The sequence below is a fragment of the Pleomorphomonas diazotrophica genome (assembly GCF_002844595.1).
Classification (GTDB): Bacteria; Pseudomonadota; Alphaproteobacteria; order Rhizobiales; family Pleomorphomonadaceae; genus Pleomorphomonas; species Pleomorphomonas diazotrophica.
The window spans coordinates 199,616-221,072 of sequence record NZ_PJNW01000001.1 but is presented as its reverse complement, the minus strand read 5'-3'; the positions used below and the strand labels follow the sequence as shown (position 1 = coordinate 221,072).

Annotated in this window: 14 protein-coding genes; 6 read left to right on the top strand and 8 right to left on the bottom strand. The window is 63.8% G+C overall.

The window, feature by feature from the left end; genetic code table 11:
- From CXZ10_RS00955 to pflA, 5 genes are all read left to right on the top strand, one after another.
- Nucleotides 1-670: type I glyceraldehyde-3-phosphate dehydrogenase (locus CXZ10_RS00955; RefSeq protein WP_101287077.1), on the top strand; the 670-nt coding region annotated here is incomplete at its 5' end.
- 229 nt (nt 671-899) lie between these two features.
- Nucleotides 900-2,363 (top strand): pyruvate kinase, encoded by a 1,464-nt coding sequence (gene pyk / locus CXZ10_RS00950; protein ID WP_101287076.1) that lies wholly within the window; start codon nt 900-902, stop codon nt 2,361-2,363.
- A gap of 231 nt (nt 2,364-2,594) precedes the next feature.
- Nucleotides 2,595-3,506, top strand: coding sequence for a formate/nitrite transporter family protein (locus CXZ10_RS00945; protein ID WP_101287075.1), 912 nt, complete (start codon nt 2,595-2,597; stop codon nt 3,504-3,506).
- Nucleotides 3,507-4,068: 562 nt separating this feature from the next.
- Nucleotides 4,069-6,351 (top strand): formate C-acetyltransferase, encoded by a 2,283-nt coding sequence (pflB, locus tag CXZ10_RS00940; protein ID WP_101287074.1) that lies wholly within the window; start codon nt 4,069-4,071, stop codon nt 6,349-6,351.
- Nucleotides 6,335-7,156, top strand: a complete 822-nt coding sequence (gene pflA / locus CXZ10_RS00935; RefSeq protein ID WP_101287073.1) for a pyruvate formate-lyase-activating protein — start codon at nt 6,335-6,337, stop codon at nt 7,154-7,156. The genes pflB and pflA overlap by 17 nt, the downstream gene beginning before the upstream one ends.
- Nucleotides 7,157-7,234: 78 nt before the next feature.
- On the opposite strand, the gene CXZ10_RS00930 is transcribed toward pflA, so the two are convergent.
- The 7 genes from CXZ10_RS00930 to melA (CXZ10_RS00900) all read right to left on the bottom strand — a co-directional run bounded on the left by CXZ10_RS00930 (nt 7,235) and on the right by melA (CXZ10_RS00900) (nt 19,111).
- Nucleotides 7,235-9,307 carry an elongation factor G gene (locus CXZ10_RS00930; RefSeq protein ID WP_101287072.1) on the bottom strand — a complete coding sequence of 691 codons (2,073 nt, stop codon included), beginning with the start codon at nt 9,305-9,307 and terminating at the stop codon, nt 7,235-7,237.
- A gap of 395 nt (nt 9,308-9,702) precedes the next feature.
- Nucleotides 9,703-11,058, bottom strand: a complete 1,356-nt coding sequence (gene melA, locus CXZ10_RS00925) for an alpha-glucosidase/alpha-galactosidase (RefSeq protein ID WP_101287071.1) — start codon at nt 11,056-11,058, stop codon at nt 9,703-9,705.
- Nucleotides 11,059-11,234: 176 nt separating this feature from the next.
- Nucleotides 11,235-12,899 (bottom strand): ABC transporter ATP-binding protein, encoded by a 1,665-nt coding sequence (locus CXZ10_RS00920; RefSeq protein ID WP_101287070.1) that lies wholly within the window; start codon nt 12,897-12,899, stop codon nt 11,235-11,237.
- A gap of 11 nt (nt 12,900-12,910) precedes the next feature.
- Complete coding sequence (locus tag CXZ10_RS00915; protein WP_101287069.1) at nt 12,911-14,038, bottom strand: ABC transporter permease; 1,128 nt, start codon at nt 14,036-14,038, stop codon at nt 12,911-12,913.
- Nucleotides 14,038-15,048 carry an ABC transporter permease gene (locus CXZ10_RS00910; protein ID WP_101287068.1) on the bottom strand — a complete coding sequence of 337 codons (1,011 nt, stop codon included), beginning with the start codon at nt 15,046-15,048 and terminating at the stop codon, nt 14,038-14,040. Before CXZ10_RS00910 ends, CXZ10_RS00915 begins: the two co-directional genes overlap by 1 nt.
- Nucleotides 15,049-15,358: 310 nt before the next feature.
- Complete coding sequence (locus CXZ10_RS00905; RefSeq protein WP_425298942.1) at nt 15,359-17,425, bottom strand: ABC transporter substrate-binding protein; 2,067 nt, start codon at nt 17,423-17,425, stop codon at nt 15,359-15,361.
- Between the two features lie 225 nt (nt 17,426-17,650).
- A complete protein-coding gene (gene melA / locus CXZ10_RS00900) occupies nt 17,651-19,111 on the bottom strand; it encodes an alpha-glucosidase/alpha-galactosidase (protein WP_101287066.1) in 1,461 nt (486 codons plus the stop codon).
- 199 nt (nt 19,112-19,310) lie between these two features.
- On the opposite strand from melA (CXZ10_RS00900), the gene CXZ10_RS00895 reads away from it, so the two are divergent.
- Nucleotides 19,311-20,210, top strand: coding sequence for an AraC family transcriptional regulator (locus CXZ10_RS00895; protein WP_101287065.1), 900 nt, complete (start codon nt 19,311-19,313; stop codon nt 20,208-20,210).
- Between the two features lie 18 nt (nt 20,211-20,228).
- On the opposite strand, the gene CXZ10_RS00890 is transcribed toward CXZ10_RS00895, so the two are convergent.
- A complete protein-coding gene (locus CXZ10_RS00890) occupies nt 20,229-21,422 on the bottom strand; it encodes a urate hydroxylase PuuD (protein WP_101287064.1) in 1,194 nt (397 codons plus the stop codon).
- Nucleotides 21,423-21,457: the final 35 nt, after the last annotated feature.

Below are 21,457 nucleotides of genomic sequence, written 5' to 3'. Positions count from 1 at the left end.
CGGCGCCAAGCGCGTGCTGGTGTCCGCTCCGGCCGACGGCGCCGACCTCACGGTCGTCTACGGCGTCAACCACGACAAGATCACCAAGGACCACATCGTCCTGTCGAACGCCTCGTGCACGACCAACTGCCTCAGCCCGGTCGCCAAGGTGCTCAACGATGTCATCGGCATCGAGAAGGGCTTCATGACGACGATCCACAGCTACACGGGCGATCAGCCGACGCTCGACACGCTGCACAAGGATCTCTACCGCGCCCGCGCCGCCGCTCTGTCGATGATCCCGACCTCCACCGGCGCCGCCAAGGCCGTCGGCCTGGTGCTGCCGGAACTCAAGGGCAAGCTCGACGGCGTCGCCATCCGCGTGCCGACCCCCAACGTGTCGGTCGTCGACCTGGTGTTCAACGCCAAGCGCGCCACCTCGGTCGCCGAGATCAACGAGGCCATCAAGGCCGCCGCCACCTCCGGCCCGCTCAAGGGCGTGCTCGGCTACACCGACCAGCCCAACGTGTCGTCCGACTTCAACCACGACCCGCACTCGTCGATCTTCCATCTCGACCAGACCAAGGTCATGGATGGCACCCTCGTCCGTATCCTCTCCTGGTACGACAACGAGTGGGGCTTCTCCAACCGCATGGCCGACACCGCCGTCGCCATCGCAAAGACCCTCTGAGACAATCGATACCTGCACCACAGGACCCCGCCCGCAACGGCGGGGTCTTTTTTCTGACATCAAAGCCTACGCAAGGCTGCGTTGCGGCCGAGCAGCCGAAGCGGCGCTTCCCCTCGCCGCGCCCTTGCGTGTATACGAGGGCAACGCTGGCGAGGGCTTTCCCTTAAGGGTCAAACCCGAAGGGCTTCCGGTCCAGACAACAACGGTCGACAGACGTCAAGGAGCAGACATGAGCGCGCCGGCATCCTCGCCAACGGGCAGCAATCCCAAGATCCGTCGACGTCAGACCAAGGTGGTCGCCACCCTCGGCCCCGCGTCCGGCACCATCGAGGTGATCCGCGATCTGGTGGCGGCCGGCGCCGACGTGTTTCGCCTCAACTTCAGCCACGGCAGCCATGAGGAGCATCGCGCCCGCTTCGACATGCTTCGTCAGGTCGAGACCGAAACCGGTCGGCCGATCGCCGTGATGGCCGATCTGCAGGGTCCGAAGCTGCGTATTTCGACCTTTGCCGAAGGGGCTATCGATCTCGTGGAAGGTCAGACCCTCCGCCTCGATCTCTCCAAGGAGCCGGGCGACACCACGCGCGTCGGCTTGCCCCATCCGGAGATTTTTGCCGCTCTGCAGCCCAATACCGATGTTCTGCTCGATGACGGTCGCGTGCGCTTGCATGTCGTGAGCTGCGCCAAGGATCATGCGGTTACCACCGTGGTGAGCGGCCGCGGCCTCTCCAATCGGAAAGGTGTCAATGTTCCCGACGTCGTGCTGCCCCTCTCGGCGCTGACCGCCAAGGACCGCAAGGACCTCGCCTTCGCACTCGATCTCGGTGTCGACTGGGTGGCGCTATCCTTCGTGCAGCGCCCCGAAGACCTCATCGAGGCGCGCGGGCTGATCGGCGACCGGGCCGGCCTGCTCGCCAAGATCGAGAAACCGCAGGCGATCGACTGCCTGAGCGCCATCATCGAACTTGCCGATGGCGTCATGGTGGCGCGCGGCGATCTCGGCGTCGAGATGCGCCCGGAGGACGTGCCGACGCTGCAGAAGCGCATCGTCCGCGAGGCGCGTCAGGCCGGTAAGCCGGTGATCGTCGCCACGCAGATGCTGGAATCGATGGTCACCAACCCCGCCCCGACCCGCGCCGAGGCTTCCGACGTCGCGACCGCCGTGTTCGATGGCGCCGACGCCGTGATGCTCTCCGCCGAAACGGCCGCTGGCGCCTATCCGGTCGCCGCCGTCGCCATCATGGACAGCATCGCCCAGCGCGTCGAGCACGATCCGCTCTATCGCCAGATCATCGAGGCGCAGCGCCTGCCCTTCGGGCCGGAAACCTCATCGGATGCCATCACCCATGCCGCCAAGCAGGTGGCCGGCGCGCTTGCCGCCAAGGCGATCATCACCTTTACCGCCACCGGATCGACGACGTTGCGCGTCACCCGCGAGCGGCCGGGCGTACCGGTCCTCTGCGTGACGCCGGATCTCATCAAGACGCGCAAGCTGATGCTCGCCTACGGTGTGCTGGTGATCCCAAGCCAGTTGTTCCGCCGCTTCCAGGACAAGGTGAACAGCGGCGTCGCGCTGGCCCGCGAACTTGGAATCGCCACCTTCGGCGACACGCTGGTGGTCACCGCCGGCGAAGGCGTGCCGGGCTCCACCAACCTCCTGCGCATCGTGACCGTCGGCGAGGCCTCCTTCTGAGCGGATCCCGCCGTATTAGGTCATCGCACATAGCCTAGGAACGTCGGCGCCAGGGACGCCGACGCTTGTCGTAGAGCGGCTCTGGACGCTTGCGCACTCGGCCAACCAGGCCGGCTGGCTGTCAGCCGGGCCCCGCCGATCCGGCGAAACCTGCGTAATTCCCTCCTCTTTACATTTGCACGCCAGCCGGTATCGCTGGCGTCGAATTAAGTTGAACCGGAGACACCCCAAATGGCGGACAATGCGCCCGGACAGGCCACCACCATCCTCGGCCTCGATGCCTACGCGCCGGCCGAAATCCAGGACAAGGTCGAGAAGCTCGGCGTCAAGAAGGCCCGGATGCCGGCGTTGGCCAGCGCGGCTTTGGCCGTGGTGGCCGGAGGATCGATCGGCCTCGGCGCGCTGTTCTTCGGCATCGTGCTGGCCGATCCGACGCTCGGCTTTGCCGCGCAGCGCCTCCTAGGCGGCCTCGTCTTCACCCTCGGCCTGGCGCTGGTGATGATCGGCGGGGCGGAACTTTTCACCGGCAACTGCCTGATCGTCATGGCCTGGGCCAACCGCCAGCTCAGCACCGGCGAGGTCCTGCGCAACTGGACGATCATCTGGCTGGGAAACCTTCTGGGCGCGCTCGGTCTGGTGTTTCTCGTCTACATGGCGCACACGGCGGCGCTGAACAACGACGGCTTCGGCAATGGCATGATCAAGCTGGCCGCCGGCAAGGTGGCGCCGGATGCCGTCACCATCTTCTTCAAGGGCGTGCTCTGCAACATCCTGGTCTGCCTCGCCGTCTGGCTCAGCTACGCCGGCCGATCGGTGACCGACAAGCTGTTCGGCATGGTGCTACCGGTCACCGCCTTCATCGCCGCCGGCTTCGAGCACTGCGTCGCCAACATGTTCATCCTCCCCTACGCCTGGGTCCTGGTTCAGACCGGCCATGTCCCCGAAGGGATCGACGTGTCGGTGCTGACCCTTGGCGCAATCGTCCACAACATCGTGCCCGCCACGCTTGGCAACATCGTTGGCGGAGCTGCCTTCGTCGGCGGCATTTACTGGCTGGTCTATCGCAAGGCCCTGGGCGGCCTCACGCCCTTGCCGACGGCAGAACCGCGTCGAGCGCAGGGCAGATCCGCCCGAAACGGATAACCATTTGGAATTATTCGGCGGCTCGGCGCTGCATGGCATGCAACGCAGCTCCGCAGGCCTGCATGGCTCGAAAAGATCGACCGGAACGAACGCGAAGGGCCCTGACGGGCCCTTCTCTTTTTGGTTGTCGTGATCCGTCCGATGAACTGCGCCTGAGAAGCACCGTAGATCCATTGCGAGGCATTCTCACCGACCTAAAATCGGCTGTTTTCCTTCATGTTTTCAAAAGTCGCACTATTTGGCGGTTTTCTAAAAGGGTTCAGTTTCTTGCGCTCTCGTGTCTCTGTCTAGTCACGACGGAAAGCACCAGAGTCTACATGCAATCAAAAAGTGTATGCGACGCATGTAGAGCTGATCTGTCGCCGCTGCAGGACGGCTCAAGAAGCTCGGCAATAGCGCATGATTACTTACTTAACCTTTGAACTCATATATTACATGAAGGATGCGAAGCGCTTGCAAATCACCGGGATTTCGCAGGACTACGTAAGGGATTTATGTTATACGTTCTCGGACGCATAACTTTCCGGCCATCGAGCTGGTGATATAAACTGGAGAGAAAGCCATGAACGTCTATGCGCGCGAACCGTTCGACACCGAAACGGAGCTCTCCACCCAGGCCCCCTGGCGCGGCTTTCTTCCCGGCACCTGGACCCGCGAAGTCGACGTCCGCAGCTTCATCATCGCCAACGTCACGCCTTATGAGGGCGACGCCCGCTTCCTTGCCGGCATCACGCCCCGCACCGCCGACCTCTGGGAGAGGCTGAAGGGTCATCTCAAGGCCGAGCGCGACAAGGGCGGCGTGCTCGACGTCGACGTCTCCACCCCCTCCTCCATCACCTCTCACAAGGCCGGCTACATCGCCGAGGACCTCGAGCAGATCGTCGGCCTGCAGACCGACGCCCCGCTGAAGCGCGCCATCATGCCGTTCGGCGGCTATCGCATGGTCAAGAACGGCCTCGAGGCCTACGGCTTCAAGGCCGACACCTCGCTCGACAAGGTGTTCCCCAAGCTCCGCAAGACCCATAACGACGCGGTCTTCGACGTCTACACCCCGGAAATGCTGGCCTGCCGCAAGTCCGGCGTCATCACCGGCCTGCCGGACGCCTACGGTCGCGGCCGCATCATCGGTGACTATCGCCGCGTCGCCCTCTACGGCGTCAACCGGCTGATCGAGGACAAGCAGACCCAGCTGAAGAGCTTCGAGCTCGCCACCATCGACGAGGAAGTTCTGCGCGCCCGCGAGGAGACCGCCGAGCAGATCAAGGCGCTGAAGGAACTCGTCAAGCTCGGCGAGATCTACGGCTTCGACCTCACCCGTCCGGCCGTCAATGGCCGCGAGGCGGTGCAGTGGACCTATCTTGCCTATCTGGCCGCGGTGAAGGAAGCCAACGGCGCCGCCATGTCGCTCGGCCGCGTCTCCAGCTTCCTCGACATCTACATCCAGCGCGACATCGCCGAGGGCGAACTCAACGAGGCGGAGGCGCAGGAGCTGTTCGACCACTTCGTCATGAAGCTCCGCATCATCCGCTTCCTCAGGACGCCGGAATACGACCAGCTGTTCTCGGGCGATCCGACCTGGGTGACCGAGTCCATCGGCGGCATGGCCATCGACGGCCGCCCGCTGGTCACCAAATCGTCCTTCCGCATGTTGAACACGCTGAACACCCTGGGGCCGGCTCCCGAACCGAACCTCACCGTGCTCTGGTCCGAACAGCTGCCCAAGGGCTTCCGCGACTTCTGTGCCGAGACCTCCATCAAGACCTCGTCGATCCAGTATGAGAACGACGACCTGATGCGTCCCTACTGGGGCGACGACTACGGCATCGCCTGCTGCGTCTCCGCCATGCGCATCGGCAAGCAGATGCAGTTCTTCGGTGCCCGCGCCAATCTCGCCAAGACGCTGCTCTATGCGATCAACGGCGGCCGCGACGAGAAGAGCGGCGCCCAGGTGGGTCCGGCTCTCGCTCCGGTGGTTGGCGACTATCTCGACTACGAGGACGTCAAGGCCAAGCTCCTGCCGATGATGGAGTGGCTGGCCCGCGTCTACGTCAACGCGCTGAACTCCATCCACTACATGCACGACAAGTACATGTACGAGCGGATCGAGATGGCGCTGCATGACCGCGACATCCTCCGGACCATGGCCTGCGGCATCGCCGGCCTGTCGGTCGCCGCCGACAGCCTCAGCGCCATCAAGCATGCCAAGGTGAAGATCGTCCGCGACGAGCGCGGCCTTGCCACCGACTTCGAGATCGAGGGCGACTATCCGGCCTTCGGCAACAACGACGACCGTGTCGACGACATCGCCGTCTGGCTGACCGAGACGTTCATGGGCTGCATCCGCAAGCACAAGACCTATCGCAACGCCATGCCGACGCAGTCGATCCTGACGATCACCTCCAACGTGGTCTACGGCAAGAAGACCGGCAACACCCCCGACGGCCGCAAGGCCGGCGTGCCCTTCGCGCCGGGCGCCAACCCGATGCATGGCCGCGACAAGAACGGTGCCGTCGCCTCCATGGCCTCGGTCGCCAAGCTCCCCTACGCCCATGCGCAGGACGGCATCAGCTACACCTTCTCCATCGTGCCGTCGGCTCTCGGTTCGACCGACGAGGACCGGGTGAACAACCTCGACAGCCTGCTCAGCGGCTACTTCCTGCAGGGCGGCCACCACATCAACGTCAACGTGTTCGACCGCGAGACGCTGGTCGACGCCATGGAGCATCCCGAGCTCTATCCGCAGCTGACCATCCGCGTGTCGGGCTACGCGGTGAACTTCATCAAGCTGACGCGCGAGCAGCAGCTCGATGTCATCAGCCGGACCTTCCATGGCGCATCAAACTAACCTTCTCGATGTCCGGGACGCCCATGGTGGCGCCCCGGGCGTCCACGCCCACGGCGGGCACGCTGCCCGCCGGCCGGTGGCCCATGGCTTCGTCCACTCCAAGGAAGCCGGCGGCGCCGTCGACGGCCCAGGCATCCGCTATGTGCTGTTCGTCTCCGGCTGCCCGCTCCGCTGCCTCTACTGCCACAACCCCGACACCTGGCACATGCGCAAGGGCAAGGAGACCTCGGTCAGCGAGATCGTTGCCGAGATGGCCAGCTATTCGAACTTCCTGAAGCGCGCCAAGGGCGGCATCACCATCACCGGCGGCGAACCGCTGACCCAGGTGGAGTTCACCGCAGAGATCTTCCACGCTGCCAAGAAGATGGGCCTGCACACGGCACTCGACACATCCGGATTCCTCGGCAAGCGCGTGACCGACGAGATGCTCGAAGACATCGACCTCGTCCTCCTCGACATCAAGGCCTTCACCGAAGAGACGTATTTCGAGGTGACCGGCGCCCAGTTGCAGCCGACGCTCGACTTTGCCCGCCGCCTGTCTGCCCTGGGCAAGAAGATCTGGCTGCGCTACGTGCTGGTGCCGGGGCTTACCGACAAGCTCGACGAGATCGAAGCTCTTGCCGCCTTTGCCGCCGACCTCGGCGTGGTCGAACGGGTCGACGTCCTGCCCTTTCACAAGCTCGGCGAGTTCAAGTGGAAGGAATGCGGCCGCGAGTACAAGCTGGCCGACACCGAGCCGCCGTCGCGCGAGCTGGTCGAGCAAGTGCGCTCGATCTTCCGCAGCCATGGCCTGAAGGCGGCTTGAGCTTCGTCTGAGATTGAACTGGGAAAAGATCGGGGGGCGCCGAAGCGCCCCCGTTTCGTTTTCGATGTCGTGTCTCTCTCACGCGGCGGCGAGCTCGCCCTTGCGCTTGTCGACCACCTTCTGGGCCACCGGACCGGTGATTTCCTGTAGGTGATCGAAGGCCGCCTCGAAGGTGCCGACGCCGGCGGTCGCCGACCGCAACTCGACAATCAGCATGCCCATTTCGGCCTGCGGGATCAGTGCCTCCGTCACGTCCCAGCCCTGCCAGCCTTCGCGCCCGTCGAAGCCGAGCAACTGGCCGCGCCGGCCGGTGACGATCTGGTTGATGCGGGCGGTGAACTCGCTCGGGCCGTAGAACTTCACCTTCAGGATCGGCTCCAGCAGCACTGGCGAGCATTGCGGCAGCCCCTCGCGCATGCCGATGCCGGCCGCCGTCTTGAAGGCCATGTCCGAGCTGTCGACCGGGTGGAAGGAACCGTCTGACAGCGTCACCTTGACGTCGACCAGCGGGAAGCCGAGGGCGCCGCGCTTCAGGCTGTCGACGACGCCTTCCTCGATGGCTGGGAAGAAATTCTTCGGCACGGCGCCGCCGGTCACCACCTCGGCGAAGGCAAAGCCCTTGCCGCGCTCCTGCGGCTCGATCGTCAGCACGCAATCGCCGAACTGGCCGTGACCGCCCGACTGCTTCTTGTGACGGCCGCGCACCGTGGTCGACGACTTGATGGTCTCCCGATAGGGAATGATGGGGTCGCGCGTCACCACCGCCACGCCGAACCGGTTCTGAAGCCGCTCAAGCTGGACGCGGAGGTGCATTTCCCCCTGCCCTTCGATGCGCGTCTCCGCCGTGTCGGCGTCCTGAACGACCACCAGCGACGGGTCTTCCTCGGCGAGGCGGCTCAGCGCCGTCGAGAGCTTGACGTCGTCCTTGGCTTCCTTCGGCGCCACGACCATGGAGATGACCGGCGACGGAGGTGCAAGCGGCGCCAGTTCCTTGGGCGGCGCCTTGCCGGAGGACAGCGTCGAGCCGGTCTCGGCCGGATCGACCTTGCCGATGCCGACCACCGCGCCGGCGCCCGCATCCGACATTTTCGCGGGCGTTCCGGTTCCGAGCGCGTAGAGGCCGGAGACGCGGCCGACGCGACCGTCGGCGGCCGTCAGAGCGAGGCCGTCGGTCAGCTTGCCCGAGAGCACGCGAACGATGGACAGCTTGCCGGCATGCGAGGTCTGCACCGTCTTGGCCACCTGGACGATGGTCTCGGCGCCGGCGGCGAGGCCAAGGCGGGCGCGCGTTTCCTCAATGCCGGCAGCGTCGTGCCGCAACGCCTTCAAAAGGCGGGTGATGCCGTTGCCGCGCTCGGCCGAGCCGATGAACACCGGCGTGATCTGACCGGAGCGCATCTCCTTGCGCAGATCCTGGAAGATCTGACTGCGGTCGGGGGCAACGTCGGACAGCAACTCTTCCATCAGCTCGTCGTCATAGTCGGCGAGGCGCTCCAGCATTTCGTAGCGAGCGGCCAGTTCGTCGGCCTGATGATCGGATGGGATGGGAACTTCCTGGCTCTCGGCGTGCTCGCGATAAACCAGCGCCCGCTCAAGGGCGAGCTCGATGGTGCCGATGGCGGCGCCTTCCTTCCAGATGGGGATCTGGCGCAGCACGAGCGGCATGGTCGAGGCCGACTGCATCAGTTTCAGCGTGTCGCGCAGCGTGGCGTCGGCCTTGTCGATCTTGTTGACGAACAGCATGTGTGGAACGCCGGCCACTTCGAGCTGCCGCAGCACGAGCTGCAATGCCGGAATCTTCTTCTCGTCCGCCTCGCAGACCACCACCGCCACGTCGGCGACGGCCAGCACCGGCTGCATCTCGAAGGCAAACTCGACGAAGCCGGGGCAATCGAGGAAGGTATAGCGGTCGCCCAGGAATTCGGCGTCGGCGGCGTTGAGATCGATGCCCATGCCATGGGCACGCGCCTCCTTGGAACGGTCGCCCACGCTGCTGCCTGCCGCCACGTTGCCGGCCTTTGGAATCGCCCCCGTCCGCTCCAGGATCGCCTCGAGAAGCGTCGTCTTGCCGCTGCCGTGTGGCCCCACGATGGCAACGCAACGGGGGCCGGCTGCTCTGCCGCTGGCGGATGTTCCGGTCTGTTCTGACATGGCTGACCTCCAGATATGTTTCCGTTATGTTCTCGCCTGTCCAATTCCGCAGCCCCCGATTCCCGGGACTGCGGACCGTTCATGCTCCGGTCGGATACCCCTCCTCCGGCACCCGACAAGGCGAGAATGTGCCTGTTTTCAAGGCTTGGCAATACGGGCAAACGGCGGCCGGCTCCGAACCCGACTAAGGGATGAAGGTCCTTTCGCCCGAACGACCACGCCGTTCGGGACAGATCAACACGTGCAAGGGCAACGGTGGAAAACCGGACGCGGGGCGGCGACCTGCGTTGTCGCCGCCCCGCGTCGCTGGAGCCGGCGTTCGCCTCGGGAGGATTGGAGCGAACGCCGGGAAGGTGTCCGGAGCGGGCAAGACTCGCGCCGGTTTGCAGAGGACGTCAGCCGAGACGGGCCCACGCCGGCAGCATGTCGCCATGGGCGCGGCAGAGGTCGTCGACCAGCGACCAGATCTGGTCGAGATCGAGCTCGGCCGCCGTGTGCGGATCCATCATCGCCGCGTGGTAGAGGTGTTCGCGGTTCTCCGTCATCAGCGCCGCGACGGTCAACTCCTGGACGTTGACGTTGGTGCGGATCAGCGCGGTGAGCTGCGGCGGCAGATCGCCAATATAGGTCGGCTGAATGCCAGAGGCGTCGACGAGACACGGTACCTCGGCGGCGCAGTAGTCCGGCAGGGAGGTGATGCAGCCGTTGTTGCGGACGTTGCCGTAGATCACCGAGGGCTCGCCGGTCCACACCGAGTTGATGATCTGGGAGGCGTACTCGTGGCTCTCCTTTACCTCGACCGTGTCGGAGGCCTTGAGCTCGGCGAGATCTCTGTCCCAGCGGGCGATCTGCTCGACGCAGCGCTTGGGATACTCATCGAGCGGGATGCCGAACTTCTCGATGAGGTCGTCGCGCCCCTCCTTGATGAACCATGGCGTATACTCGGCGAAATGCTCGGAACTCTCGGTGACGAAATAGCCGAGGCGCGTCAGCATCTCGTAGCGCACCTTGTTGGGGCAGCGCGGGTTCCAGCTCGACGGCTTGGGATAACGGCCTTCGCGGTAGCCGCGGACCAGATCGGGATAGAGGTTGCGGTAGCTGCCGTCGGCCTGCCGGTGCTCGAACTTCAGGTAGAAGGCCATGTGGTTGATGCCGGCCGCCCGATAGCGGATCTCCGAAATCGGGATCTCCAGATCGCGGGCCAGTTCCTCGGCCGTACCCTGCACGGAATGGCAAAGGCCGACCTGGCGGATCTTCGGATACTTGGCCGAGATCGCCCAGGTGTTGATCGCCATCGGGTTGACGTACTGGAGCAGAACCGCGTCCGGGCAGACGTCCATCATGTCGGCGCAGATGGCCCAGAGGTGCGGCACGGTGCGGACGCCGCGCATGATGCCGCCGACGCCCAGCGTGTCGGCGATGGTCTGGCGCAAGCCGTATTTCTTCGGCACCTCGAAATCGGTGACGGTTGCCGGCTTGTAGCCACCGATCTGGAAGGCGACGACGACGAAATCGGCACCCTCCAACGCCTTGCGGCGGTCGGTGTAGGTCTCGACCTTGGCGGGCGCATCGAGCAGCTTGACGAGGCGGCCGACGACCATTTCGCTCTCGGCCAGGCGCTTCTCGTTGATGTCCATCAGGGCGATGGTGGCGCCCTTCAGCGCCGGCCGATGCAGCACGTCGCCGAGGATGTTCTTCATGAACACCGTCGATCCGGCACCGATGAAGGTGATCTTGGGATTGGCCGCCATTTATTGTTTCCTCCGGGCAAACGGGTTTCCCGCACGAGCCGGCGCTGCCGGTCCGCTGTCGGGACAGGTTGGATGTTTTCTCGTTTCGGGAACCCGCCGCTCTCAAGCGTTCGGGCTCCTGTCGGGCACCGTCTTGCTTCCTTTGGAGAGCAAGGCGAGGTCCGGATTTCCGCCGCTTACGCGGCCACCTCGAAGGCCGCCTTCACCAGCTTCTCGGTATAGGCGGTCTTCGGATTGAACAGGACTTCCTCGACCGGGCCTTCCTCGACGATCCGGCCATGCTGCATGACGATGACGCGATGGCAGAGCGCCCGGACGACCTTGAGGTCGTGGGAAATGAAGAGATAGCTGAGGCCCCGCTCGTCCTGCAGCTTGCGCAGGAGATCGATGATCTGGGCTTGCACGGAGAGGTCGAGCGCCGACGTCGGCTCATCGAGCAGGATGAACTCCGGCTCGAGCGCGATGGCGCGGGCGATGGCGATGCGCTGCCTCTGGCCGCCCGAGAACTCGTGCGGGAAGCGCGAGAGGATGTTGGTCGGCAATCCGGCCGCCGTCAGCGCGTCGCGAACCCGGTCGAGCCGCTCGGCGCGGTTGGTGCCGATGCCGTTGACGATCAGCCCTTCCTCGATGATCTGGCAGACCGACATGCGCGGGTTGAGCGAAGAGAACGGGTCCTGGAACACCACCTGCATGCGCGACCTCAACGGCCTGAGCTCTTCCCGGCTCTTGCCGTGGATGGCCTTGCCGTCGAAGTAGATCTCGCCGCCGTCGGGGTCGGACAGGCGGATCAGCGCCTGGCCGAAGGTGGTCTTGCCGGAGCCGCTTTCGCCGACGATGCCCAGCGTCTCATGGCGGCGCAGCGTCAGGCTGAGGTTATCAACGGCGACCAGTTCGTGGAACTCGGCACTGAAGAAGCCGCCTTTCTTGAGCATGAAGGCGACGCGGACATCCTTGCCCTCCATGATCACCGGCGACTCCGCCGGCAGCGGGTTGGCGTGGCCGCGCGGCTCCGACCCCAGGAGGTGACGGGTGTAGGGATGCCGCGGGTTGCCGAACAGCGCCTCGGTGGTGTTGTGCTCCTTCACCTCGCCCTTCTGCATGACGTAGACGTAGTCGGAGAACTTCCGCACCACCGTGAGATCGTGGGTGATCAGGATCACCGCCATGCCATGGCGCTGCTGCAGATCGCGGATGAGTTGGAGGATCTGGGCCTGCACCGTCACGTCGAGCGCCGTCGTCGGCTCGTCGGCGATCAGAACGTCCGGATTGTTGGCGAGCGCCATGGCGATCATCACGCGCTGGCGCTGACCGCCGGACAGCTGATGCGGATACTGGTTGATGCGCGCCTCCGGCTCGGGAATGCGCACCTCGCGCAGAAGGTCGATCGCCTTCTCCCGCGCCTTGGCCTTCGACAGCTTCTGGTGGATGCGGATCGCCTCGATGATCTGGGCGCCGATCGAGTAGACCGGGTTCAGCGAGGAAAGCGGCTCCTGGAAGATCATCGACAGCCGATTGCCGCGCAGCATGCGGCGGCGGTGCGGCGACCATTTCAGGATGTCGTCGCCATCCAGGCGGATGCTGGCGCCAGGCGCCACGCGGGCGCGCTTCGACAACAGGCCCATGATGGTGCGTGCTGTGACCGACTTGCCGGAGCCGCTTTCGCCCACCACGGCGATGGTTTCGCCGCGATAAAGCTGCATCGACACGCCACGCACCGCCTCCACTTCGCCGTCTTCCACCTTGAAGCGGACGGCGACATCGCGGCAGTCGATGATGGGCTCTCCGGTGCGGCTGCCGTGATCGAGCCGCACGTCCGGAGCGAGGTTTTCGTCTCTGTCCATGGTCGGCTACCTCAATAGGGATCGATGGCGTCGCGCAGACCGTCGCCAAGAGCGTTGAAGGCGAAGACGGTCACGAAGACGAAGGCCACGGGCGCCAAAATCCAGGGATAGGAGCCAATGGCCGAATAGTTGGAGGTGTCCTGCAGCATCAAACCCCAGGAGATCAGCGGTGGCTTCACGGCAAAGCCCAGGAAGCCGAGGAAGCTCTCGAGCAGCACCACGTTGGGGATGGCCAGCGTCACGGCGACGATCACGTGGCTCATGACGTTGGGGAAGATGTGCTGGAAGATGATCCGCCGGTCGCGGGCGCCGATGGCAATCGCCGCCCGGACGTAGTCGATGCGGGCGAGTGCCAGCGTCTTGCCGCGCACCTCTCGGGAGAGCTGTGCCCAACCCAGCGCCGACATCACGAAGATGACGAAGGCAAGGAACACCGATGTCGGCGCGGTCACCGGGATCAGCGAGGTGAGCGCGAGGTAGAGCGGCAGTTGCGGGAAGGCCAGCACCAGCTCGACGAAGCGCTGCACCCAGATGTCGAAGCGGCCGCCGAAATAGCCGGAGACCATGCCCACCGTCGTGCCGACGACCGTGACGATGGACACCACCGTGAGGGCGATCATCAGCGAGATGCGCGAGCCGTAGAGGGCGCGCGACAGCACGTCGCGACCGAACTTGTCGGTCCCGAGGAAATGCACCGGCTTGCCGTCGACCGCCCCGAACAGGTGCCGGTCGGCCGGGATCAGCCACAGCAGCTTATAGGGCGAGCCCTTGACGAAGAAGCCGAGGTAGCGCGGGTTGTCATAGTCGGGCCCGATCAGCGGCTGGTAGGTGATCGGGTCGAGCTCCGTTCCTTCCACCATCGGGTAGATGCGAGGGATGAACGTCCAGCCGCCATCCTTGTCGGTAAAGGAGATAGGTTCGGGGCTCGAATAGCCGACATCGGTCAGCTTGGGGTCGACCGGCGACAGGAAGTCGGCAAACAGGGCGATGATGACGAGCAGGATAACCATCACCAGGCCGGCCATGCCGGTCCAGGAGCGCTTGAGGCGCCGCCAGACCAAGGCAATGTAGCTTTCGCTCCCGTGCTTTTCGACGATTTCGGTAGGACCGCTCAGGGTGGATTCGCCAGGAACAAGCATCAGTTGGCTCCTCCACCAAGGCGGATGCGGGGGTCGAGAAGGGCAAGCAGGATATCGGCGATGATGTTGCCGATGATCAGCGTTGCCGACAGGACCAGCATGAAGGTGGCGGTGACATAGACATCGCCGACGACCATCGAGCCGACGATGGCGGGACCGACGGTGGGCAGCGCGAAGATGATCGCCGTCTCGATCTCACCGGTCAGCATGTAGGGCAGCACGACGCCCTGGTACATGACGAGGGGATGCAGCGCGTTGGGCACCGCGTGGCGCAGGATCACCGCGCCCTCGGAGAGGCCCTTGGCGCGCGCCGTCTCGACATATTGCGCGTTGAGCGTGTCCAGGAGGTTGCCGCGCATCACGCGCATGTTGTAGGCGAGGCCGCCGAAGGTGGCGATGGCGACAACCGGCCAGACGTGCTGCACGAGATTGACGAACTTGGCCCAGGACCAGGGCGCGCCGCCGTATTTCGGCGAGAAGAAGCTGTTGATCTCGTTGACGTCGAAATGGAACACCAGGATGTAGACGATGACCAGCGCCATCAGGAAGCGCGGCACCGTCATGCCCAGGAAGGATATGAAGGACAGCAGGCTGTCGATCCAGGAATACTGCTTGGTGGCCGCTATGATGCCGAAGGATATGCCGATGACCGATGCCAGGAGATGGCAGGTCAGCGCCAGCAGCAGCGTTCTCGGCAGACGCTCGGCCACCACATCGGAAACAGGCCGATTGTAGAAGAAGCTGCGGCCGAAGTCGCCCTCGGTGACCATGCCGACCACCCAGTTGACGTACTGGACCGGGATCGGCTTATCGAGGCCGTGCTCATGGGCATAGGCCTTGGCCTGTGCGTCGGCCGCCTCGAAACTGGCGCCGCCCTGGTTGATCAACTGCGAGCGAATGAAGTCGCTGTAATCGCCTGGCGGTGCCTGGATGATGGCGAAGGTGACGACGCTTAGGATGAAGAGCACCGGAATCGCCGAGGCGATGCGGATGAGCAAGAAGCGAAACATCGATCTGAGACTTCCTGACTCTTGTCATGGATGTGAAGGACCCGCCTCTCGCGACACGGGCTGGCTTGGATCGCCGTCACCGACGGCTTGAGATCGTAGGCTCCCTCGGACTCCCGGACAATTCTGCGGAGGTCTCGGAAGAGAAGTCCCGGCGGCGGGGGGCACCGCCGGGACGCTACAGCACCCGCCGATCAGGCTGGAACAACCTGATCGAAAAGCGGCTGCTCAAGCAAAGGACTCCGGGGCATTCGCTTGCCGGCCAGATATGCCATCTGGCCGGCGAATGCTCTGGGCCATTCGAGTGGGAAGATTACTCGACGGGACCCTTTTCACCCGGCTTGCCGGGCAGCGAGTCCTTGGCCAGCTCGTAGTCGCCCTGCTTGTCGGCGGCGACATAGAGGCGTTCACGGAGAACCGAGTCTTCAGCCCAGTTGAACATGAAGATCGGGGTTCCCGGGGGAACGTTGGCGAAGCGCTTGTTGATGATCAGAGCACCGGGGTACTCGGTCAGGCCAACGCTGTTGACGTTGGTCGTCGCGACCTTGTTGTACTCTTTCATCAGGTTGGCGCGTTCGGCGACGTCCTGGGTGGCGATGAACTTGTTGACGATATCGACGAGCTGCTGCTCGAAGGGCATCAGATCAAGTTGTCCGCTCTCCGGGGCGCGGTGGAACCACGAGGTCTTCGGGCCGACAGGCGCGAGCTGCTCGGTGTTCTGCACGACGGCGGTCAGTTCCGGACCATGCCGGTTGATCGTCCAGTCGAACTTGCCGCCGTAGTTGGCGTTGTCGCGCTGCTTGCCGTCGAGGGCGTTCAGGACGACGCGCAGGCCGAGCTTCTCCATCTGACCGATCACGCCTTCGGCGAGGTTCTTGTCGGTGGAGTAGTCGGCGCTGACCAAGAGCGTGATCTCGACGTCCTTGCCCTTCATCGGGCCGTCCGCGTAGTTCACGACGCCGTTGCCGTCGGTGTCCTTGAGGCCGGCAGCTTCAAGCTCCTTCTTGGCACCCTCCAGATCGAAGGGATAGTACATGGTGCTTTCGCGGTCATAGAAGCTGGAACCGGAGGAGATGCCGCCCGGGTAGATGGCCGTGAACGGCCCCTTCACCAGCGCCTCACCGAGCTTCTGCCGGTCGAGACCCATGGTCACCGCCTTGCGGAAATGCTCGTTGCGGTTCAGTTCACGCACCGCCTGGCCGCGTGCATCGGGCTCACCCCAGCCATTGGCCGAGAAGTTCATGTAGAGATTGTAGCCGATGAGACGCGGACCGAACTCGAGGCGGGCCGGCGCGGTCGGCTGAGCAGCACGCTTCAGCGACTCGACGAAGTTTTCCGGCTGCTCCAAATTGGAGATGTCGCCGGAACCGGCCACGGCCTGCACGTCGCGATCGGCCCAGGTCGACAGCTTGAAGTGGACCTCATCGAGGTAAGGCAGCTGGTTGCCCTTCTCGTCGACTTTCCAGTAATAGGGATTGCGACGCAGGACGATGATGTCGTCCGGACGGTAGAGAACCGGCGACCAGGCGCCCATCACCGGCCAGTTCATGAAGTCCGGTGGGAAGAAGTTCTTGTACTGGTCGTAGGTGTTCTTGGAATACTTGGGATGCTGAGGCTTCAGCATGTGAGCCGGGCCGGGGCAGAAGGTGCCATAGGCCATGTTGTAGAGATATTGCTTCGGGAAGGCTTCCTTGAACGTCCACTCGATGGTGTAGTCGTCGATCGCCTTCAGCGTCGTGCCGGCGCCGAAGGTTTCGGCAGTGGCGCCGTTGGTCGGCGAAACGTTGGGATCGAGGACGTTGTCCTCCCAATAGAACATCACGTCTTCGGAGGTGAAGGGCACGCCATCCGACCACTTGGCACCTTCGATGAGATGCATGGTCAGCTTATGACCATCCTCGGACCACTCCCAGCTCTTGGCGAGGTTGGGAAGAGGCTCCATGTCCTCGGCCTTGATCTGGAACAGCTGCGCGGTACGCGTCAGGCATTCGTACATGCCGATGTCGATGCCGCCCCAGCCCTGGACCTGGCCGGCCTGGTAGTTCCAGCCCTCGGGACGACCGCCGATGACATGGCGGAGCGCATCGCCATAGACGCCGACGCCGTCGGGCATGTTACCGGTCTTGAAGACAAGCGGTTCCTTCGGCAGACGGTCCTTGACCGGCGGCAGGCGCCCCTTGTCGACGAAATTCTTGGTGATGTACTCGGGCTCGCTATAAGCGGGCAGCGCCTTGTACTCCCAAAGGTCGCTGCGCCCGACGTAGTTGACCTTGCCCTGCCCCTGGAACACCGGGGCCTCCGGCACGGCCGTCAGCTCAGACGCAAAAGCGGCCGTCGCAAAGAACGACGCGCCGAGCATAAGAGCCGACGTCAGTTTCATCCGATAAGTCATTCCGTCATGTCCTCCCTCGTAAAACCGGCCACCGGCCTTGAGCCGGCGGACGACCAATGCGATGGGCAGCGTCGGAACGCATCCCCCCGCGTCTCTTCCCAAGTCGACCGGTTTTCCTCAAACGCCCGGCCGGCTTCCCCATTTGCGGCAGCCCATGGCGCTTGCCGCGCCCGGCGCGAGAAGTCCGCGCCGGGAAACTCAATGGCGGTCTCGTCAAACCTTGGTGCGTGCCTTCTCTTCGCGAATCTCCTCGATGCCGCGTGCCTCGCGGCGGGCCGCCCCCTGCCAGTCGCGGGTCTTGACGGTCGATTTCGCGACCCTCTCCTTGGCGGCGTCGATGGCGTGGGCATATTGCGGCAGCCAGGGCGCCTGGGCGACCAGCATCTCGTCCACCATGGCCCAAACCTCCTCGGGGGTGCAGATGGCGCCGACCAAGGGGTCGTGCAGCATGGCGAGCTTCAGGAGGTCGACATCGCCGGTGACGGCCGCGTGGACCGACATGCGCTGGACGTTGATCGACGACAGACAGGTTGCCGCGCAGGCTTCCGGCAGCGTGATGCCGGCCACCATGTTGATGCCGAAGCGGTCGACGAAGCCCGGCGACTCGATGATGCAATCATCAGGTAGGTTGGTGATGGCGCCGCGATTCTTCTGGTTGAAGTGCCCGCGATAGACCCGGCCGGTCTCCAGCGCCTCGATGATGTGGCTGGCGTGCTCGCTCGACCGCCGCTTCGGATCGATCTTCTCTTCGGCTTCCTTCAGGAACTCAGGGAACTCCGTCTCGAACCAGTTGCGCTGTTCAGTGGTGAAGCGCAGATAGCCGCCGGTCTCGCCATGGATCCAGTCGGACATGTCGATCCAGTTCATGATCTCGCCCGGCCGCTTGCGGTACCACGGCAGGTATTCCGACAGGTGCCCGTTGCTCTCGGTGGAATAGACGCCGAAGCGCTTCAGGACGTCGATGCGAACCTTCTCCTGCTTGGAATAGACCGGGTGCGCCTCGAAGGCGGCGACGATCTCGTCCTTGCTTACCTTGCGGCCACGGACGCGGACGTCGACATACCAGGTCTGATGGTTGATGCCCGAGCAGATGTAATCCACCTCGTCGTGGCCGACCCCGAAGATGTCGGCGATCTGCTCGCCACCGTGCTGGACGCCGTGGCAGAGGCCGATGGTGTCGACCTTGCCGTATTCGATCGCCGCCCAGGTGTTCATCGCCATGGGATTGGCGTAGTTCATGAACCTGGCGCCGGGTTCGGCCACCTCGCGGATATCCTTGCAGAAATCGAGGATCACCGGGATATTGCGCTGGCCGTAGAGGATGCCGCCGGCGCAGATCGTGTCGCCGACGCACTGGTCGACGCCATATTTGAGGGGGATGCGGATGTCGTCCTGGTAGGCGTCGAGGCCGCCGACACGGACGCAGGAAATGACATAGCGTGCGCCTTCGAGCGCCTTGCGGCGATCGGTGGTGGCGGTGACCTTGGCAGGGAGCTTGTTGACTTCGACGATCTTTCTCAGGATCGTCGCGATCATCGTCAGATTGTGCTCGGAAATGTCGGTCAGAGCGAACTCGACATCGGCAAACTCCGGTACGCACAGAATGTCGGTAAAGAGCTTCTTGGTGAAGCCGACGCTTCCTGCGCCGATGATCGCAACTTTGAAGGCTGCCATGCTGTCCTCGTTCACTCGCCTAAATCAAACGGCAGAAGGATACTTCCAGACAATAAGAAGCTATTGCGCAGCCGACACTATCGGAATGCGCCTGAGATCTTGTCTTGGGAGGAGTCCCTCGTTGCGTCCGTTCCATTCTTCTTGTTGGCTGCATTAAGACGTAATATGGCTGCTGAGGCCAGACGAGGATTGTGCTTCGATGGGTAATTCTGTGCTCGACAAACTCCGGCAAAACGGTCCCGGAATGACCACCATGTCCTTGCCGCGGGGCAGAAATCTGCTGCACACGATGCCAACCAGCACAGGCTATGATATTCAAACTTCAAAGGAATATTCCTGGGACGGGCGGAAACGCGGCCAGACGCCATTCACCGTTCTTCAGCATACAATTTCCGGGCATGGAAATTTGCGCTACGAGGACAAGCATTATCGCATTGGTGAGGGCGAGGCGATGCTGGTGCTGGTTCCGCACAACCATCGTTACTGGCTGGAGGATGGCGGGCGTTGGGAGTTCTTCTGGATTTCCATGAATGGCGAGGAGGCCATCCGGCTGCATCGATCGGTGATGGCGGTGACCGGACCGGTGCTCCACTTGAAGCCGCGCACCGTGGAAACGCTCGCCGACTGCTGCCTGCGGATGATGGAAGGTGAAGGCGAGACGCCGGGTGCCGCCTCGGCTCTCGCCTATCGGGCCGCCATGGCGCTTTATGACGACGTCTTTGCCGGCACCTATTCGGACGCCACGCAGGCGAGCCCGATGGCGCCGGTGATCCGGCATATCCTCAACAACCTGCAAAGCGACCTGTCGGTCGACGAGTTGGCCGGCGTCGCCGGCTTGAGCCGCGCCCACTTCAGCCGCGTCTTCACCGCCACAGAGGGACGGCCGCCGTCGGAATATGTGCTGGCCGAGCGGATGCGCCGCGCCGCCAAGCTCTTGGCCGTCAATACGGAAATATCGGTGAAGGAGGTGGCGACGCTGACCGGCTTCTCCGATCCCAACTATTTCTCGAAGGTATTCCGCCGCTTCTTCGGCGCGAGCCCGACAGAGTTCCGCACCACCGGCATGTATGCCACCCAGAGCATCGGCACCGATCGTTAGCGGGTTGGCGGACTGAGATCAGCCGCCGTTCGCGGCGATCCAGGCGCCCAGTGCGTCGCGCTCCTCGCGCGTCATGCCCGTTTCGTTGCCGAGCGGCATGACCTCCGAATCGACCGCCTGCATCTTGATGAGCGGCGCATAGCGGCGAATGTGGTCGAGATCGGTGAAGACGAGGCCTTTCGGCGGCTCGGTGAAGCCCTCGTGCGTCGGCTTGACCGAATGGCACATGGCGCAGTGGGTCGCGGTGATCCGGAGCACATCGGCATCGGTGACGCCTGAAGCGTCCGCGACCGCCTGCGAGCGCGGCAGCGGCGCTGTGGCGATGATCGCCAGCGCGAGAGCAATGGCGCCGCCGGGCATCGCCCACCAGTATTTCCGGAAAGGATCACCCGCCTCGTGGCGATTGAGGAGGTGGCGCACCATGGCGCCGACCACCAGAATCAGCGCGACCAGCAGCCAGCCATGCGGATGGCCGGTGAGCAGCGGATAGTGATTGGACACCATCATCAGCAGCACCGGCAGCGTCAGATAGTTATTGTGGATGGACCGCTGTCGTCCCTGCAGACCCAAGGCAGGATCCGGCTTGTCGCCCGACATCAGCGCGGCGGCGATCTTCTTCTGGTTGGGGATGATCACCCTGAAGACGTTGGCAGCCATGATCGTGCCGACCAGCGCGCCGACGTGGATGAAGGCGCCGCGCCCGGAAAAGACATTGCTGAACAGTGCGGCGAAGCCGACGATCATCAGGAAGACGCAGAAGACCACGAGCCCGGGGTGGTCGTCGGTCGTATGGCGCATGAGCCCGTCATAGGCCAGCCAGCCGAGAAGTAGCGACAGCACGGAGATGGCGATCGCCTGCCAGGGTGCGAGGTCGGCAACCGAGGGATCGATGAGATAGGCGCGGGCGTTGAAATAATAGACCGTCGTCAAGAGCAGGAAGCCGGAGACAAAGGTGAGATAGGCCTCCCAGCGGTACCAGACGAGGTCTTCCGGCAGCTCTTCTGGCGCAACCGCATATTTCTCGACGTTGTAGAAGCCGCCGCCATGCACCAGCCACGCCGTGCCGTAGACGCCGGGGTTCATCCTGGCGCGCTGGCGGAGGCTGAGGTCGAGGGCGATGAAGAAGAAGCTGGTGCCGATCCAGCCGATGCCGACCACGAGATGGAACCAACGGATCAGGATGTGCAGCCACTCGATGGCGAAGTTCAGCATGTGCGGTCAGCTACCCGGGTGACGAATTACAGCCA

Coding starts and splice junctions, on each gene's coding strand:
- CXZ10_RS00930 (WP_101287072.1), bottom strand. CDS start 9,307: ATGTCAGAACAGACCGGAACATCCGCCAGCGGCAGAGCAGCCGGCCCC.
- CXZ10_RS00890 (WP_101287064.1), bottom strand. CDS start 21,422: ATGCTGAACTTCGCCATCGAGTGGCTGCACATCCTGATCCGTTGGTTC.
- pflA (WP_101287073.1), top strand. CDS start 6,335: ATGGCGCATCAAACTAACCTTCTCGATGTCCGGGACGCCCATGGTGGC.
- pflB (WP_101287074.1), top strand. CDS start 4,069: ATGAACGTCTATGCGCGCGAACCGTTCGACACCGAAACGGAGCTCTCC.
- CXZ10_RS00920 (WP_101287070.1), bottom strand. CDS start 12,899: ATGGACAGAGACGAAAACCTCGCTCCGGACGTGCGGCTCGATCACGGC.
- CXZ10_RS00905 (WP_425298942.1), bottom strand. CDS start 17,425: ATGAAACTGACGTCGGCTCTTATGCTCGGCGCGTCGTTCTTTGCGACG.
- pyk (WP_101287076.1), top strand. CDS start 900: ATGAGCGCGCCGGCATCCTCGCCAACGGGCAGCAATCCCAAGATCCGT.
- CXZ10_RS00895 (WP_101287065.1), top strand. CDS start 19,311: ATGGGTAATTCTGTGCTCGACAAACTCCGGCAAAACGGTCCCGGAATG.
- CXZ10_RS00945 (WP_101287075.1), top strand. CDS start 2,595: ATGGCGGACAATGCGCCCGGACAGGCCACCACCATCCTCGGCCTCGAT.
- melA (WP_101287071.1), bottom strand. CDS start 11,058: ATGGCGGCCAATCCCAAGATCACCTTCATCGGTGCCGGATCGACGGTG.
- melA (WP_101287066.1), bottom strand. CDS start 19,111: ATGGCAGCCTTCAAAGTTGCGATCATCGGCGCAGGAAGCGTCGGCTTC.
- CXZ10_RS00915 (WP_101287069.1), bottom strand. CDS start 14,038: ATGCTTGTTCCTGGCGAATCCACCCTGAGCGGTCCTACCGAAATCGTC.
- CXZ10_RS00910 (WP_101287068.1), bottom strand. CDS start 15,048: ATGTTTCGCTTCTTGCTCATCCGCATCGCCTCGGCGATTCCGGTGCTC.